Raw genomic sequence first — 15,097 nt, forward strand, 5'->3', positions numbered from 1 at the left:
CGCTTAGTCCTCGACCGAGACGATTTCGCGGCCGTTATAGTGGCCGCACGCCGCGCACATGTTGTGCGGCAGCTTGAGCTCGCCGCAGTTCGGGCATTCCTGGAAGGGCGTGGCCTTCAGGGCATGATGGCTGCGGCGCATGTTCCGCTTCGACGGCGAGGTTTTTCTTTTGGGGACAGCCATTACGGCACCTTCAAAACAATCGGGACAACAATAAAAATTGCGACGATCTGCGCCTCATCTCAGCGGGTTGACCCGCAGGCGGCGGCCGGATCGTCGCGAACCGCGGCTCCTATAGCGAAACCGCGTGAGAGCGCAAGCGCTCAGCGGCTTGGGCGTACTGCGCTTTCCAGCGCTAATGTCTGCTTTCGAACCTTGCGGACACTAGAAGATAGAGGTTCCCGGCACGGCAATATCGACGTGGATAGATTGAAGCGCCTCAACTACTGCCGTGAACAGCGAATTGGATGCGCCGTTGTAGGTGCCGCATACGAGAAGCCGACCGCCACCCTTGTCGGCTGGCCATTGAACTTTGACCGGGCAGAGGTCGGGGAAGAGATTTGACGGGTCTGCGGTTGCGTCTTTTCTGACGGGCCGAAAGGGCAGAAGAATTGTCGAGAACCGCGCGGCCTCTTCCTTCGAGACCCGGGCCGGACGACCGTCATCGAGCACTCGCCCATCTCTCCAAATGGTTAGGTTCAAGAAAGTCCCCCGACGACAGGAGCCGGTACAGACAAGGCCGGGGGTGGTGGACTGCTGTCGGAGCGAGACGGAAATGCCGCTTAGCGGCGAACGCGCATTGGCTGCCCCAAAGGGCGAAGCTGACAATCCGATCAATGCAGCGATTGCCAGTCGCGATGAAATGCAGACCACCGCCAAAGATTAGCGCAATTGTGTCTGCTTTCCACCCTTTGCGGACGCTAGCGGAATGACCGGACGACCTCGATCGCTCCCACGATGGCCGCATTGAAGGCATCCACATCTTCAGCCGGTATCCAATACTCATGGTGCATGCTGCCTCCTGCCTCTTGAATGTCGTAGTGCGCAAGGAAGTCGCGTCGCACTTCGAAGCGGGTAACGAACCCTGAGCCGCTCGCCGGGACGTTCCAGTCTCGCGCAATCTTCACGGCGTACTCTTCGGTTGTCACGGGGTAGAAGATGGGCTGTTCGGGGAGGCGCGGTGGAAACTGCTTCATGCCCGTCGCTTCAATTAATCGAAGCTCCTCAGGACCTACGGGTCTCCACAGTGTGACGGTGTCTCGCTCCACCGAATCACGGTAGTTTGGCTAATGTCGGCATTCCACCCATTGCAGACATTAGCCATCGCGATAATCTAGACCCATGAGGGCTGTTTTGAGGGCGACCGCGCAAGCAGTTCCGAAAGCTACGCTCTATCGCGCGACTGCTGGCATAGCCCTCGCTTCAGCTGCGGTCGCGGTGGCGGTTGCGTGGCTCCTCCGCCCCTCTATGGGTGCGATCATTGGATACATCGTGTGGCCCCTGTTGGCGGTGTCGCTGGCATGGGTTGTCGCCGGTATTTCCCGGCTTCGATTGGTCGGCTACCTTCCAAGTCAACCGAAAGACGATGATTTCATTCCTCGCGCGCTCCAGCCGTGGATACGCCTGTGGCTCTTGGCGCGGGTCGGCCTTTTTGGGGCGATGGTTTTGGTGTTCCTCGCCATTGCTGTGACGGCTGCGGTGGGGCGGGGCGCGAACTACTGCGTCCAGGCGCTGGTCTATTTAGTGGCAGCTCGCATGTTCATGGATTTAGGGTTCGGTGCGGCCTTCAATCTCGGGATGATCACCCGCCGCCGTAGCGCCGATTGAATGTCTGCTTTCGACCCATTGCGGACATGAGCTTGACTTCAAATACCCTAGGCCGTCTCTTGATGGTGCTCGGTTAGATAGGGGAGAGCGGCCATGCGGCTGCGGGGCATTTGCGAGTCAGTTGTGTTTTTGCTTGCTTTGGGCGCGCACGGAAATGCGGCTTCCGCGGAAGCACCTCAATCGGCTCCTGCGGCGCTGCAAAGCCCTATTCAGAGCGCCATCGATCGCGGACGGACCATGTATCTCTATGACGGCGCCGCTTGGGTGACGAGCGACGACATCGTTACTCGCCTGCCGCATGAGCGCGGTCCCGAGGTCGGCGGTTGGATTGTGACGCCCGTGCGCGACGGCTTCCATGTTGATTACTTCGGCAAGAACGCTGCGGCTGACCACGTTGTTTATGCAGCGGATGTGAACGGACAAACCGTAAGCAGAGCGATCGTCTATGCCATGACCGCTGAGCCAATGCTCAAAGAGCCAGCTTTACACATGGCGCGTGCTCTTCGTGCCGCCTGGGTTGAGCTGAGCCACCACCCGGACTGGCGTCCGTGCACCAATTCACATTTCAACACGATTGTTCTCCCCCCACAACTGGACGGCACAATCCCAGTCTATTTCCTTACACCTCAGACGGAAGCTGGCAGTTTCCCGTTTGGCGGACATTATGAAATCGATATTGGCGCGGACGGACGAACCAAGCTTGCGAGAGCATTCACCCGTTCTTGCCTCAACATGACCAAGCCTCGGATGACTGCCGACAGTTCGGTAGCCATGATGTTCCTGACACACAGCATGGACGCACAACCGACTGAAATTCACGTCCTGGAGCAATATTATGTCGGCGTGCCTGTTGTCGTCGGCATCATCGAACCCCGCTCGTTTTGGAAGGTCGAGAACGGGACAATTGAAAATGTGTCAGATCAGATAAAGCAGTAATGTCAGCTTTCCACCCAAACCAGGCAAGCTTAGGCTGCTAGCGCCGCATCGCCGACGAATGGGTTGGTTCGCCGCTCGTGGCCGAACGTCGACATCGGTCCGTGGCCCGGGACGAACGCGGTGTCGTCGCCCATCGGCCACAGGCGCGTGGTGATCGAGCGGATGAGCTGCTGCTGGTCGCCGTGCGGGAAATCCCAGCGCCCGACCGAGCCGCGGAACAGCACGTCGCCGACCAGCGCGAACCTGGATTCGGGATGGTGGAAGACGACGTGACCGGGCGTGTGGCCGGGGCAGTGGCGGACGTCGAAGGTGAGCTCGCCGACGCTCGCCTGGTCGCCGTCCGCCAGCCACCGCGACGGCTCGAACGACCGGCCCGCGATGCCGTACTTGGCGCCGTCGTCGGCGAGCCGGCTGATCCAGTAAATGTCGGCCTCGTGCGGGCCTTCGATGGGGACGCCAAGCTCCTCGGCGAGAATGCCAGCGCCGCCGCAATGGTCGATATGACCGTGGGTCAGGAGGATCTTCTCAATCGTCACGCCGGCCTGCGTCGCGGCCGCCTTGAGCCGCGGCAGGTCGCCGCCGGGATCGACGAAGGCGCCGCGCATCGTCGCCGTGCACCACAGCAAGGTGCAATTCTGCTGCAGCGGCGTCACCGGGATGATCGCTGCCTTCAGCGGCGGCTCGCTCATCTTGCCGGCTCGGGCCCAAGCAGGTTGGTCTTCCAGAACTGCACGGTCGACCAGAATTGATAGTCGAGATTTTCCTTCTTCTTGTAGCCGTGTCCCTCATTGGCGGCGACCATGTACCAGGCCGGGTTGCCGGTCGCGCGGACGGCCTTCACCATCTGGTCGGCCTCGGACTTGGGAACGCGCGGATCGTTGAAACCGGCGACGACAAATAGCGGGTCGCGGATCTCGCTTGCTCGCCGGAGAGGGGAAATCTCGAGCAGCTTGGCGCGCTGCCTGGGGTCGCGCTCGTCGCCATATTCGACGCGCCTCAAGTCCCGGCGGTAGCTTTCGGTGTGCTCGAGCAGGCTGACGAAGCCCGACACCGCGACGATGCACACCGAGCCCTTAAGCCGCCGCGCATAGAAGATCGACGAGGCATAGCACATGTAGCCGCCGTAGCTGCCGCCGGTGACCGCGATTCGCTTGGGATCGATCGCCGGGTCCGCCGCCAGCCGGTCGAGAAAGGGTCCGATGTCCTTGACGCTGTTCTCCCGCTGCCATGGGCCGTTGTCGAGGCCGACGAAGCGCTTGCCGTAGCCGGTCGAGCCGCGGACGTTGGGGTAGAAGATGGCGATGCCGAGCTCATTGATCAGATAATTGTTGCGGCCGAGGAACCCCGGCCGTGACTGGCCCTCGGGCCCGCCGTGGATGCTGACGATCAGCGGCCGCGGCCCGGGGAAACGACGTGGGTCGGGCCGATAGAGCAAGCCCGAAACCGGCTCGCCGTCGAAGCTTTTGATCTCGATCAGCTGCGGCTCCGCATTGGCGGTTGGATCGAGCCCCCCGGTTTCGCTCGCCGTCCACCGGGTCACCGCCAGCGTTGCGGGATCGAGCGAGAACACATCGCTAGGACTGCGCGCCGAATCGAGCGAGAAGCCGAGCGGCCCCCACGGCGCGAATTCCAGGCCGCTGATGACGCCGGCGGGCAGGGCGCTTACCGGGCGCACCTGTCCGCTCGCGACGTCGAGCAGGAACAGCCGGCTGCTGCCCGCTTCGTTCACCGTAAAGGCGATCGTGCGGCCATCCTTGCCGATGTCGAAATCCTCGACGTCCCAGTGCGACGCGGGCGAGACCGGGGCGAAACGCCCGCTGCGGGGATCGAGGCGGCCGAGCCGCAGCACGTCGCTGTTCTCGTCCGACGTCGCCCATAGGCTACCGTCGGGCGCGAACCGGACCGTCCCGTAATTGATGTCTTTCTTCACATTGCCGATCGCTGTCAGCCGACCACTCGCGACGTCGAGCAGATAGGGGTCGGAATTGGTGATCGACTGCGAATTGACGACCACCGCCTGCCGGCCGCCGGGCGCGAAATCGGCGAAGTTCCAGCCGCCGCCGTGGACCTGCGCGATGAGCCGATCGCTCGAGCGGTCGCGGGGGTCCATGACGTAGAGGTCGGTGTCGGTGCCGTCGCGGCGCGTCGAGCTGTAGCCGATCAGCCGCCCTTCCTTGTCCCACGCCCCGAAATCGTTGCGGCTCTTGCCATCGGTCAAGAGCGTCAGGCGGCCGTCCTTGAGCGTGTACAGCTGAAAGAATTCGCCGCCGCCAACGTCCTTGACGGCGACGATCACGTCGCCGGCGGGCGACGGGTGCCCGCCAACAGGCTCCTCCTCGAAACTGACCTGCCGCCGCATTCCGCCCGCGGTCGCGACCAGGTGGAGTTGGCTGGTGCTGCCGAAGCGGGTGGCAATGAGCATCGATCGGGTTGCGCTGTTCCAGCCGTCGAACGCGGCCGTGCGATATTCGAGATAGGGGCGGGTCGCCGCGGCAAGATCGTCCGAGATCGGCGGCACGTTCTCGACCGTGATCGCGGCCGGCTTGGGCGCCTCGGCCAAGGCGGCGGTTGCAAGCAGCACGGTGACGGCGGCGGCAAGGCGGATCGAACGCAACGATGGTCTCCCGTTTTTGAAAGTTCGCGCGATGGCTATTTGCCGGGCTGGCCGGAAAGCGTTGCCATCGATGGCGGCTCATTCTTCATCGAGGCGGCAATGGCTTCGGCCCGGCGCATCACCCGCAGCACGTTGCCGCCGGCCAATTTGGCGAGGTTCGCGTCGGACCAGCCGCGGCGGATCAACTCGGCGAACAGCAGGGGATAGCCGCTGACGCTGTTCATGCCGGCAGGCGCTTCGTCAGGATCGATGCCGTCGAGGTCGCCGCCGATGCCGACATGATCATAGCCTGCGACCTTCGCCACATGTTCGATGTGATCTGCAATCAGGCCCACGTCGGCGGTGGGCGCCGGGTGTGCTGAACCCCATTGCTTCATCGCCGAATCGCGCCGCTCCGGCTGGCCGACAAACAGCGACTTGAGCCGCGCGTCCTCGGCAGCCTTCGCCGCACTCCATTGACGATACGGCTCCGACAGGTGGCCCATGTAGAAGTTGACCATGACCACGCCGCCGTTTGCGGCAGTCAGCGTCAGAACATCGTCCGGGACATTGCGCGGATGATCCGAAAGCGCCCGCGCATCGCTATGCGTGAACAGCACGGGGGCTCGCGTCACCTTGAGCGCGTCGCGCATCGTTTCCGGCGAGACGTGGCTCAAGTCGACCAGCATGCCGAGGCGGTTCATCTCGTGGATGACCGCGCGGCCGAACGCGTTGATCCCGTGATATTTGGGGTCGTCGGTCGCGCTGTCGGCGAACTCGTTGTTCTTGAAATGCGTCAGCGTCATGTAGCGCGCGCCAAGCTCGTAGAATTGGCGCAGCGCGGCGAGATTGCCGCCGATCTGATGTCCGCCTTCGATTCCGATCAGCGAGGCCACCCGGCCGGTCTTGTGGACGCGGACGATGTCGTCGGCGGTGCCGGCAAGGGCGAGGTCGTTGGGATAGGCTTTGACCATCCGCTTGACGATGTCGATCTGCTCGATCGTCTCGCGGATCGCGGCGTCGCCGGTGACTTCGGACGGGATATAGACCGACCAGAATTGCGCGCCGACGCGGCCCTGGTGAAGCCGCGCCATGTCGGTCATCAACGGCTTGGGCTTCCACTGGTCGGTGCCGCTGGCGAGGCCCTCGATCTTCATCCCGTAATTCTCGCGCAGCTGCTCGGCGATGTCGTTGTGCCCGTCGATCAGCGGCGTCGCCTTGAGGATGCGGTCGATCCGCGCCTGGGTCCTCGCGTCGATCCGCTGCGCAGTGGCTGGAGAGGCGATAAGCATGGCGGCGGTGAGGAGCAGCGCGGCTTTGATGGTCATCGTCAAGGTTTAGGAACAGCGGTGACTTCGCGCAATCTGCGCTTGTCCTTTGTCGCACAGCCGTGGATGAAAGGCCGCGATGAGCGACCTCGAAGAGACGATGAAATTCGACCCCGAGGAGGGCATCGCCGACCTCGATACGCACCTCGACCGGTTGACGGCCTCGGCCGAAGCGCAAGGCTTCAAGTTCGATCGCCACGCGGCGCGCAACGAGCTGCAAGCGGCGACCTTCGGCAAGCGGCGGCCGGCGATCGCACGGCTGTTGCTGTCGCCGACCGGCGCGATGGCGATCGAAGTGAAGCCGGCTTAGGCCGCGAGCGGAAAGCGCAGCAGGCGGTTGGACACGGGGACGAGCGCGGCGGCCTGTCCGCCGACATGGCCGAGGATTTCAGGATGGTGCGCGTCGAGCCCGCCGGTCAGCGATCCGAACGCCGGCATGATGATCTTGGTCGCCGAGGCGACAAAGCATCGCCGCGACACCTGACGGCCGCGCAGGTGGACCCGGAGCTTGGGATGGAAATGGCCCGAAATCTCGGGCCGCGGCTCGTCGCGAACGGCCTCGTGGCGAAGGATGATCCCGCCGACCTCGGCCTCGTCCGCGATGCGCCCGCCGCAATGGTCGGCGAAGCCCGGATCGTGGTTGCCGACGATCCACGTCCAGTCGAGCTTTGACGTGAGGCCGGTGAGCAGTTCGCGGGCGCTCGGCTGGAGCCGGTCGCAGCCGAAGCGATCGTGGAAGCTGTCGCCGAGACAATAGAGCCGGTGCGCGCCGGTCCGCTCGACCTCGGCGGCAAGCGCGGTCAGCGTGGCGTGCGAATCGTAGGGCGGAAGGAACCGGCCCCCGCGCGCGAACCAGCTCGCCTTTTCGAGGTGCAGGTCGGCGACCAGCAGCGCCTGGCGCGAAGGCCAGAACAGCGCGCCCGAGGCCGTAGCCGCGAACGTTTCACCTGCGAACGAAAAGGGAACCATGAGCCAGCTGTAACGCCGGCCCGGCGGTCAATCTAGAGCGATGTGCTCGCCTGTCCCCCGGACAGGTTGCGCGCCTCGCTTACTCGTAGTCCCCGCCCGACGGGGTCGGACGCGGCGGAGCGGCGGCCGTCAGGCGCAGCGCCTCGGCGGCCTCGCTCAGCGACGCCAGTTCTTCCGTCTCGTCTTCCTCGTCGATCCGAACCTTCTGGAGGTTGGTGATAATCGCTTCCTCGAGGTGCGCCGGCTTGACCATGACTTCGGCGATCTCGCGCAGCGCCACGACCGGGTTCTTATCGCGGTCGCGGTCAATGGTGAGGTCGGCTCCGCCCGAGATCTGGCGCGCCCGCTGCGCGGCCATCAGGACCAGGTCGAACCTGTTGGGGATCTTGTCGACACAATCTTCAACCGTAACGCGCGCCATCAGTCGCTCCGCAAAGCTATTCCGTTGCCAGGGAATATGGGATTTCAGGAAGGGGTCGGCAATAGCTTGCAGGGTCCCGAAAAGTCAAGGAAAGCGGCTGCATGGCCGACCAGCCGCCCGTGACCAGGCCTCCAATCCGCGCCGAGGTCGCCGGCAACCGCCTCGAGCTGATCGAGAGCGGCGCCGCACGGCTCGCCCTGTTGCTCGAGCTGATCGGCGGCGCGCAGCATTCGATCAAGATGCTGATGTACATGTTCAACACCGACAGCGTCGGCGAGCGGGTACGCGATGCTTTGGTCGAAGCCGCGGCGCGAGGGGTCGCGGTGCAACTGCTGATCGACGGCTTCGGATCCGACGCGGCACGGGACTTCTTCGCCGCTCTCAATCGGGCGGGCGGCGAAGAATGCGTCTTCAACCCGAGCTATGGGCGCCGTTACCTTCTGCGAAATCACCAGAAGCTGGTCGTGATCGACGGCCAAACCGTGATCATCGGCGGCGCGAATATCGACGACACGTACATGAACGATCGCGGGCCGGAGCATTGGCGCGACCTGTGGTTGCGCCTCGACGGACCGGAGGCGGCGATGCCGGGCCGCTACTTCGACACGTTGTTCCGCTGGGTGACGCGGCGCAGGCCGAGCCTCAATTACGCGCGGCGGCGGCTCGCTGAATTTAGCGAGTGGCGCGGGCCGCTGCAGTGGAAGTTCAGCGGCCCCTTGAGCATGCGCAACAGCTGGTGGCGGAGCATCGGCCGCGACATCCGGAGCGGGCACCGGCTCGACATGATCTTCGCTTATTTCGCGCCGCCCTCGGCGATGCTTCGGCGGATCGGGCGGCTTGGGCGCCGCGGCCGGGCGCGGATCATCACCGCCGCCAAGTCGGACAACAATGCGACCATCGCGGCAGCGCGCAGCAGCTACAGCCGGCTGCTCCGCCGCCACGTCGAGATGTACGAATACCAGCCCGCCAGGCTGCACACCAAGCTCGCGATCGTCGACGACGTTGTCCACATCGGTTCGTCCAACTTCGATTACCGCAGCCTCTACATCAACATGGAGGTCATGCTGCGGATCAAGGATGCGGGGTTCGCCGAGGCGATGCGCGGCTATGTCGAGCGCGAGCTCGCGGATTCAAAATGGATCACGCCCGAGCTGCACCGGCGCCGTGCAAATATGTGGCGGCGGCTGAAGTGGGCGCTGTCCCACTTCCTCGTGAACATCATGGATTATACGGTGACGCGGCGGCTCAACTTCCGTGCCGAGCGCTAGCGCTAGGCGATGGATTCGCCCTTGTAGGCCCAGAACAAGGTGGCGGGCGGGACATTGACCCATTCGAAGCCGCGCTTGATCGAAGCGAAGTAGGGTTTGATGAAGTCCAGCACCTTGGGGCTGAACTGATAGACGAGGAAGGCACCGCCGGGCCGGATCACCTTGGCGGTCGCTTCGGCAATGTCTTTGCCGACCCCCGGAGGCAGGGTCGAGAAGGGCAGGCCGGAGAGCACATAATCGGCCGACCCGAGATTCCGGTCGTTGAGGATCTTTTCAACGTCGGCGGCGGAGCCGGTGACGGCGACCAGCCTCGGGTCGTCGATCCGCTCCTTGAGATAGTGAGTGAAGTCCGCGTTTGTGTCGATCGTCACCAAGGTTGCGTCCGGCGCCAAACGCTGGAGCAGGGGCTTGGTGAACGTGCCGACTCCGGGTCCATATTCGACGAACAGCCTGGTGTTTTCCCAGTCGACCGGATCGAGCATCTTGTCGATCAGCACGCGGCTCGACGGAATGATCGAGCCGACCATCACCGGGTTCTTGATGAACCCGCGCAGGAACTGCCAGTGCGGGCTCGGGGATCTGCGGTCGCGGCGGCGCTGCAGTCGGCGAGGGCCTTTCAGCGTGCGCGCGGAAGAAGTAGGCATGGATGCTCCGTAGCGGGGGCAGTCGAGGCGCGGAGCGTTGGCAAATGCGCCGCGGCTTGGCAAGCTTCCCTAACGTTACAATCGGCCGTCCGTCGCCGGCGCGTTCTGCGAATAGCGCGATTATTGCGACGAAGAGGTTCCGCTTCGCCGCCGCGCTCCGTATGCGCAATGTCGTGGCTTCGATCGCGCGCAACCGCGGCGTCGGCGCAACCGCGCTGGCCCCGGGACATTTCCTTTTGCTCTATGCGGCGATGCTGGTCGCCGCCGCCGGCAATACCGCGCTGCAGTCGGTCATGCCGGCGATCGGGCGCGAGATCGGGATCAAGGATTTCTACGTCGCCATCGCGTACACCTGGTCGGCGGTGCTGTGGGTGCTGCTCGCGCCTTATTGGGCCGAGAAAAGCGACCACCACGGCCGCAAGACGCTGACCATCATGGGGGTCAGCGGCTTCATCGTGTCGATGATGTTGTGCGGCATTGCTTTGTTCAGCGGATTGCACGGCTGGATCAGCGGTGCGCTGACCTTCTCGCTGTTCGCGGTGTTCCGCGCGATCTACGGCGGCTTCGGCTGCGCGACGCCGTCGGCGACGCAGGCCTATCTCGCGTCCAGGACCAGGCGCAGCGGGCGGGTCGCGGCGCTGTCGGCATTGTCGTCGTCGTTCGGGCTGGGGACGATCATCGGCCCCGCCGTCGCTCCGTTGTTCGTGTTGCCGGTGCTCGGGCTCGCCGGACCGCTGTTTGCCTTCGCGCTGATCGGCCTCGCCGTAGTCACTTCGGTCGCGCTGTGGCTGCCCAACGACCGCGCCGGGCAGCGCGCCGGCCATGGCGCGGCGATGAGCTACCCGTCGCTGGCCAGCCCGCCGACGGGCGCCAGCGTGACGGCGGCGACTGCGCCGCGCCGGCACAAGCGGCTGAGCTGGACGGACCCGCGCATCAAGCCGTGGATCGTCGCCGGAGTCGTCGCCGGCCACGCGCAAGCCGCGACCCTCACCTGCATCGGCTTTTTCATCATCGACCGGCTGCACCTTCGTGCATCGGGCTCGGAAGGTTCGATCGCGATCGTGCTGATGGCCGGGGCCGCGGCGACTCTCGGCGCGCAATGGGGGCTGATCCCGCGGCTCGGCCTTGGGCCGCGGCCGCTCATCTTGTGGGGCGCACTCATCGCAGCCGCCGGATTGGTCGGAACGATGCTGTCGCAGGACCTGTACGGCATCACCATTGGCTTCGCGGTCGCATCGCTCGGATTCGGCTTCACGCGGCCGGGGTTCACCGCGGGAGCGTCACTAGCTGTGCCGCTGGCCGAGCAAGGCGGTGTCGCCGGCGTGATCACGTCGGCGAACGGGATCAGCTATGTCCTCGCGCCCGCGCTCGGCATTGGCCTTTACGGCTGGAATCACGACCTGCCGTTCGCGGCTTTCGCGCTGCTGCTCCTCGCGCTTGCGTCGGTCGGCCGAAGCCGCCTCGCCGACTAGGGCTTGCCGCCGGTCTTGGGCCGAAGCATGCCGGGAAGAACGAAGCCGATGCCGCCCATCGGCCGCGTCGCCTCGCTCTTCAGCGTCTCCTCGATCTGCTCATATTCCTCGAGCATCTCGGGCGTGACCGAGGCGCGGGTCTCGCCCACCGCGACATCGAAATCGGCCATCGTCACCTTGCCCGTGTCCAGCCCGCGGCGCAGCGCCGTCAGGCCCGCGCGGCGGACCAGATCCTCGAGGTCGGCGCCGGTGAACCGGTCGGTACGCTGCGCGATCTTCTCGAGATCGACGTCGTCGGCGAGCGGCATGCCCTCGGTATGGATGGCGAGGATCCGCCGCCGGCCGGCCGTGTCGGGCACGCCGACATAGATCAGCTCGTCGAAGCGGCCGGGACGGAGCAGCGCCGGATCGATCAGCGTCGGCCGGTTGGTGGCGCCGATCACGACGACGTTCTGCAGCTCCTCGAGGCCGTCCATCTCCGAGAGGATGGTGTTGACCACGCGTTCCGTGACCTGGGGCTCGCCGAGGCCGCCGCCGCGCGCGGGAACGAGGCTGTCGAGCTCGTCGAAGAAGATGATCGTCGGCGCGACCTGCCGTGCACGGTTGAACAGGCGGACGATCTGCTGCTCGCTCTCGCCGTACCATTTGCTGAGCAGGTCAGACGATTTGGTGGCGATGAAGTTCGCCTCCGCCTCGCGCGCCGCGGCCTTGGCGAGCAGCGTCTTGCCGGTCCCCGGCGGACCATAGAGCAGGAAGCCCTTGGCCGGACGGATGCCGAGCCGGCGGAAGGCCTCGGGATGCTTGAGCGGAAGCTCGACACCCTCGCGCAGCCGGTCGCGTGCCTGGTCGAGGCCGCCGACATCGTCCCAGCGGACGGTCGGCGCTTCGACCATCACCTCGCGCATCGCCGAGGGCTGGACGCGCTTCAGCGCATTTTCGAAGTCGCGGTCCTCCACCGACAGCGCATCGAGAATCTCGGTCGGGATCGCTGCGTCGGCGAGGTTGAGCTTGGGCATGATCCGCCGCACCGCCTCGAGCGCGGCTTCGCGCGTCAGGGCCGCAATGTCCGCGCCGACGAAGCCGAACGTGCGCCGCGCGAGATCGTCGAGGTCGACGTCGGGCGCAAGGGGCATGCCGCGGGTGTGGATGCCGAGGATTTCGCGCCGGCCGGGCTGGTCGGGGACGCCGACGACAATCTCGCGGTCGAAGCGGCCCGGGCGGCGCAGCGCCTCGTCGAGCGCTTCGGGGCGGTTGGTCGCCCCGATCACAACCGTATTCTGGCGCGGCTCGATCCCGTCGAGCAGGGTCAGCAGCTGCGCGACGAGGCGCTTTTCGGCTTCGCCGGTGACCTGCCCGCGCTTGGGCGCGATCGAATCGAGTTCGTCGATGAAGATGATCGAGGGCGCGCTCTGCGCCGCCTGCTCGAACAGCTCGCGCAGCCGCCGTTCGCTCTCGCCATAGGCCGAGCCCATGATCTCCGGGCCGGCGATGTGGAAGAATTTGGCTTCGCTTTCGTTGGCGACCGCGCGGGCGAGCAAGGTCTTGCCCGTGCCGGGCGGGCCGTGGAGCAGCACGCCCTTGGGCGGGTCGACCCCGAGGCGCTGGAACAGTTCGGGATGGCGGAGCGGGAGCTCGACCATCTCGCGCAGCGCGTCGATCGTGTCGCGCATCCCGCCGAGATCGTCGTAGGTGACGTCGGCGCGGCGCTGTCCTTCGCCGTCTCGCGCGGCATATTCAGGCAGCAGCTCGATCGCCGTGTTGGCGTCGATATGAACGATGCCCTTGGGCAAGGCCGTGACCACCACCAGCCGAAGCTCTTGCAGCGCGAAGGCGGGCGCGTTGAGCAGCTGGCGGATGTGGTCGGGCATGTCGGCGTTGATCCGCTGGTGCCCGGCGGTGGCGACCGTGTCGCCCTCGACCAGAGGCCGGCCGGCGAAAGTGCGCTTCAAGGCTTCGGCGGAGCCTTGCAGGCGCACGTTGGGCTGGGCGGGCGCGAACACGACGCGCGTCGCCGGCTGCGAATCGGCCTTGCGCACCTCGACGAAATCGCCCGAGCCGACGCCCGCATTGGCGCGCTGGAGGCCGTCGAGGCGGATGATGTCGATATTCTCGTCTTCGCCGTAGGGCGGGATGGCGCGGGCGGCGGTCGAGCGCTTGCCGACGATCTCGATCACGTCGCCTTCATTGAGGCTCAGCTCCTCCATCAGCTTTTCAGGTAGGCGGGCGAATCCGCGGCCGCTGTCCGCCGGCGGCAGGCTCGCGACCTGGACCTTGCGCGATTTCACGCGGTCGATGGTGTCGGCTTCAGGCATGTCGTCTCCTCAGGCGCGCTCCCGCGGGTGCGCAACGGCGGCGCGGTTTGCAATGCCGGTCAATACTTAATTGCTCCGGCGATCCTGCGGACGGTCGAGCGCGGAGCGAAACGCGTACTCATCGCGACGGCCTTGTTGAGCAGGCCGGGAATGATGACCGCCCTGTTCTTGTGGAGACCGTTAAGGCCCGCTTCGACGACGTCGGCAGCGGTCATCGCGACCTTGTCGAACATGCCATTGCCGCCGAAGCCCGCGACCTCGCCGAACTCGGTCCGCGTCGGCCCCGGGCACAGGCAGCTGACCTTGATCCCGTACGGCTTCAGTTCCTCGTGCAGCGCCTCGCTCAACGACAGGACGAACGCTTTGGTAGCGAAATAGACCGCCATCTTCGGCCCAGCCTGGAAGGCGGCGGTCGAGGCGACATTGAGGATCGCGCCCGACCGCCGGGCGATCATCGCTGGCGCGACGGCGCGGCACAGGTCGGTGAGGGTCCCGACATTGAGGTCGATCATCTGCCGCTGGCGCCTGGCATCGAGCTCGGCGAAGCGGCCGATCAGGCCGAAACCGGCATTATTGACCAGCAAGTCGACGCTCTCGCCGTTCGCCTCGAGATCGGCGAGCAGCTTGGCCGTGGCGCCCTTGGTCGACAGGTCGATCGCGATTGTCCGGGCGTTGCCGAGCTCGCGCGCGAGCTCTTCCAGCCGTTCCTTGCGCCGCGCGGCAAGCACCAGCCTGTGGCCGCTCTTCGACAGCTGGCGCGCGAACTCGACCCCGAGCCCGGCCGACGCCCCAGTGACGAGCGCGACTTTGTTCACTCGCCGGCTTTCGACACCGTCGCCTTGACGATCTTGCCGGGCTCGCGCGGTGGCTCGCCGACCGGGAGCGCGTCGACATGTTCCATGCCGCTCTCGACCTCGCCCCACACCGTGTACTGGCGGTCGAGGAAGGGCGAATCCGCGGTCACGATGAAGAACTGGCTGTTGGCGCTGTCGGGGTTCTGCGAGCGCGCCATCGACAGCACCCCGCGCTTGTGCGGCGCTTCCGAAAATTCCGCCTTGAGGTTCGGCAAATCGGAGCCGTGATAGCCGGTGCCCGTCGGGTCGCCGCCCTGGGCCATGAAGCCGGGGATCACCCGGTGGAACACGACGCCGTCGTAGAAACCGCTGTTGGTGAGGTCGGCGATGCGCTCGACGTGCCCCGGGGCGAGATCGGGACGGAGCTTGATGACGACGTCGCCGCCGGTCGAGAGGGAAAGCGTCAGGCGGTCGGCATCGGCCATTGGAAAACTCCGGGTCAAAGCTTCAGGAGATGCGCGATTTAGGCATCC

The 15,097-nt window shown here is 65.3% G+C and carries 17 protein-coding genes; 5 read left to right on the forward strand and 12 right to left on the reverse strand.

The window, feature by feature from the left end; translation table 11 throughout:
* Positions 1-3 precede the first annotated feature (3 nt).
* From rpmF to ACJ8FR_RS08495, 3 genes are all read right to left on the reverse strand, one after another.
* A complete protein-coding gene (gene rpmF, locus ACJ8FR_RS08485; RefSeq protein WP_407828194.1) occupies positions 4-183 on the reverse strand; it encodes a 50S ribosomal protein L32 in 180 nt (59 codons plus the stop codon).
* A 201-nt stretch (positions 184-384) separates the two neighbouring features.
* Positions 385-672 carry a hypothetical protein gene (locus ACJ8FR_RS08490; RefSeq protein ID WP_407828195.1) on the reverse strand — a complete coding sequence of 96 codons (288 nt, stop codon included), beginning with the start codon at positions 670-672 and terminating at the stop codon, positions 385-387.
* Positions 673-920: 248 nt separating this feature from the next.
* Positions 921-1,196 (reverse strand): hypothetical protein, encoded by a 276-nt coding sequence (locus tag ACJ8FR_RS08495; RefSeq protein ID WP_407828196.1) that lies wholly within the window; start codon positions 1,194-1,196, stop codon positions 921-923.
* Positions 1,197-1,467: 271 nt separating this feature from the next.
* Between ACJ8FR_RS08495 and ACJ8FR_RS08500 the strand changes: the two genes are divergently transcribed.
* Positions 1,468-1,827 (forward strand): hypothetical protein, encoded by a 360-nt coding sequence (locus tag ACJ8FR_RS08500; RefSeq protein ID WP_407828197.1) that lies wholly within the window; start codon positions 1,468-1,470, stop codon positions 1,825-1,827.
* A gap of 93 nt (positions 1,828-1,920) precedes the next feature.
* Positions 1,921-2,763, forward strand: coding sequence for a hypothetical protein (locus tag ACJ8FR_RS08505; protein WP_407828198.1), 843 nt, complete (start codon positions 1,921-1,923; stop codon positions 2,761-2,763).
* Between the two features lie 29 nt (positions 2,764-2,792).
* On the opposite strand, the gene ACJ8FR_RS08510 is transcribed toward ACJ8FR_RS08505, so the two are convergent.
* Genes ACJ8FR_RS08510 through ACJ8FR_RS08520 form a run of 3 tightly spaced genes read right to left on the reverse strand, consistent with a single transcriptional unit; the run spans position 2,793 to position 6,684 of the window.
* Positions 2,793-3,452, reverse strand: coding sequence for an MBL fold metallo-hydrolase (locus tag ACJ8FR_RS08510; RefSeq protein ID WP_407828199.1), 660 nt, complete (start codon positions 3,450-3,452; stop codon positions 2,793-2,795).
* Positions 3,449-5,377: a prolyl oligopeptidase family serine peptidase gene (locus ACJ8FR_RS08515; RefSeq protein ID WP_407828200.1), complete on the reverse strand. Its 1,929-nt coding sequence runs from the start codon at positions 5,375-5,377 to the stop codon at positions 3,449-3,451. Before ACJ8FR_RS08515 ends, ACJ8FR_RS08510 begins: the two co-directional genes overlap by 4 nt.
* Before the next feature lie 35 nt (positions 5,378-5,412).
* Positions 5,413-6,684 carry a dipeptidase gene (locus tag ACJ8FR_RS08520; RefSeq protein ID WP_407828201.1) on the reverse strand — a complete coding sequence of 424 codons (1,272 nt, stop codon included), beginning with the start codon at positions 6,682-6,684 and terminating at the stop codon, positions 5,413-5,415.
* A gap of 79 nt (positions 6,685-6,763) precedes the next feature.
* Here ACJ8FR_RS08520 and ACJ8FR_RS08525 point away from each other — a divergent pair, with 79 nt between their 5' ends.
* Positions 6,764-6,994 carry a hypothetical protein gene (locus ACJ8FR_RS08525; protein WP_407828202.1) on the forward strand — a complete coding sequence of 77 codons (231 nt, stop codon included), beginning with the start codon at positions 6,764-6,766 and terminating at the stop codon, positions 6,992-6,994.
* Here the strand turns inward: ACJ8FR_RS08525 and pdeM are convergent.
* Positions 6,991-7,653 (reverse strand): ligase-associated DNA damage response endonuclease PdeM, encoded by a 663-nt coding sequence (gene pdeM, locus ACJ8FR_RS08530; RefSeq protein ID WP_407828203.1) that lies wholly within the window; start codon positions 7,651-7,653, stop codon positions 6,991-6,993. The two genes, ACJ8FR_RS08525 and pdeM, sit on opposite strands and share 4 nt — an antisense overlap.
* 79 nt (positions 7,654-7,732) lie before the next feature.
* A complete protein-coding gene (rpoZ, locus tag ACJ8FR_RS08535) occupies positions 7,733-8,074 on the reverse strand; it encodes a DNA-directed RNA polymerase subunit omega (RefSeq protein ID WP_407828204.1) in 342 nt (113 codons plus the stop codon).
* Between the two features lie 101 nt (positions 8,075-8,175).
* On the opposite strand from rpoZ, the gene ACJ8FR_RS08540 reads away from it, so the two are divergent.
* Complete coding sequence (locus tag ACJ8FR_RS08540; protein WP_407828205.1) at positions 8,176-9,342, forward strand: phospholipase D-like domain-containing protein; 1,167 nt, start codon at positions 8,176-8,178, stop codon at positions 9,340-9,342.
* Between the two features lie 2 nt (positions 9,343-9,344).
* Here ACJ8FR_RS08540 and ACJ8FR_RS08545 read toward each other — a convergent pair whose 3' ends face one another.
* Positions 9,345-9,986, reverse strand: a complete 642-nt coding sequence (locus ACJ8FR_RS08545; RefSeq protein WP_407828206.1) for a class I SAM-dependent methyltransferase — start codon at positions 9,984-9,986, stop codon at positions 9,345-9,347.
* A 161-nt stretch (positions 9,987-10,147) separates the two neighbouring features.
* Between ACJ8FR_RS08545 and ACJ8FR_RS08550 the strand changes: the two genes are divergently transcribed.
* Positions 10,148-11,458, forward strand: coding sequence for an MFS transporter (locus ACJ8FR_RS08550; protein ID WP_407828207.1), 1,311 nt, complete (start codon positions 10,148-10,150; stop codon positions 11,456-11,458).
* On the opposite strand, the gene ACJ8FR_RS08555 is transcribed toward ACJ8FR_RS08550, so the two are convergent.
* The 3 genes from ACJ8FR_RS08555 to ACJ8FR_RS08565 are packed head-to-tail and all read right to left on the reverse strand — an operon-like array spanning position 11,455 to position 15,049.
* Positions 11,455-13,770 carry a CDC48 family AAA ATPase gene (locus tag ACJ8FR_RS08555; RefSeq protein ID WP_407828208.1) on the reverse strand — a complete coding sequence of 772 codons (2,316 nt, stop codon included), beginning with the start codon at positions 13,768-13,770 and terminating at the stop codon, positions 11,455-11,457. The genes ACJ8FR_RS08550 and ACJ8FR_RS08555 overlap by 4 nt on opposite strands.
* 59 nt (positions 13,771-13,829) lie before the next feature.
* Complete coding sequence (locus tag ACJ8FR_RS08560; protein ID WP_407828209.1) at positions 13,830-14,585, reverse strand: SDR family NAD(P)-dependent oxidoreductase; 756 nt, start codon at positions 14,583-14,585, stop codon at positions 13,830-13,832.
* A complete protein-coding gene (locus ACJ8FR_RS08565) occupies positions 14,582-15,049 on the reverse strand; it encodes a peptidylprolyl isomerase (RefSeq protein WP_407828210.1) in 468 nt (155 codons plus the stop codon). Before ACJ8FR_RS08565 ends, ACJ8FR_RS08560 begins: the two co-directional genes overlap by 4 nt.
* Positions 15,050-15,097: the final 48 nt, after the last annotated feature.

Source organism: Sphingomonas sp. (assembly GCF_045810705.1).
Classification (GTDB): Bacteria; Pseudomonadota; Alphaproteobacteria; order Sphingomonadales; family Sphingomonadaceae; genus Sphingomicrobium.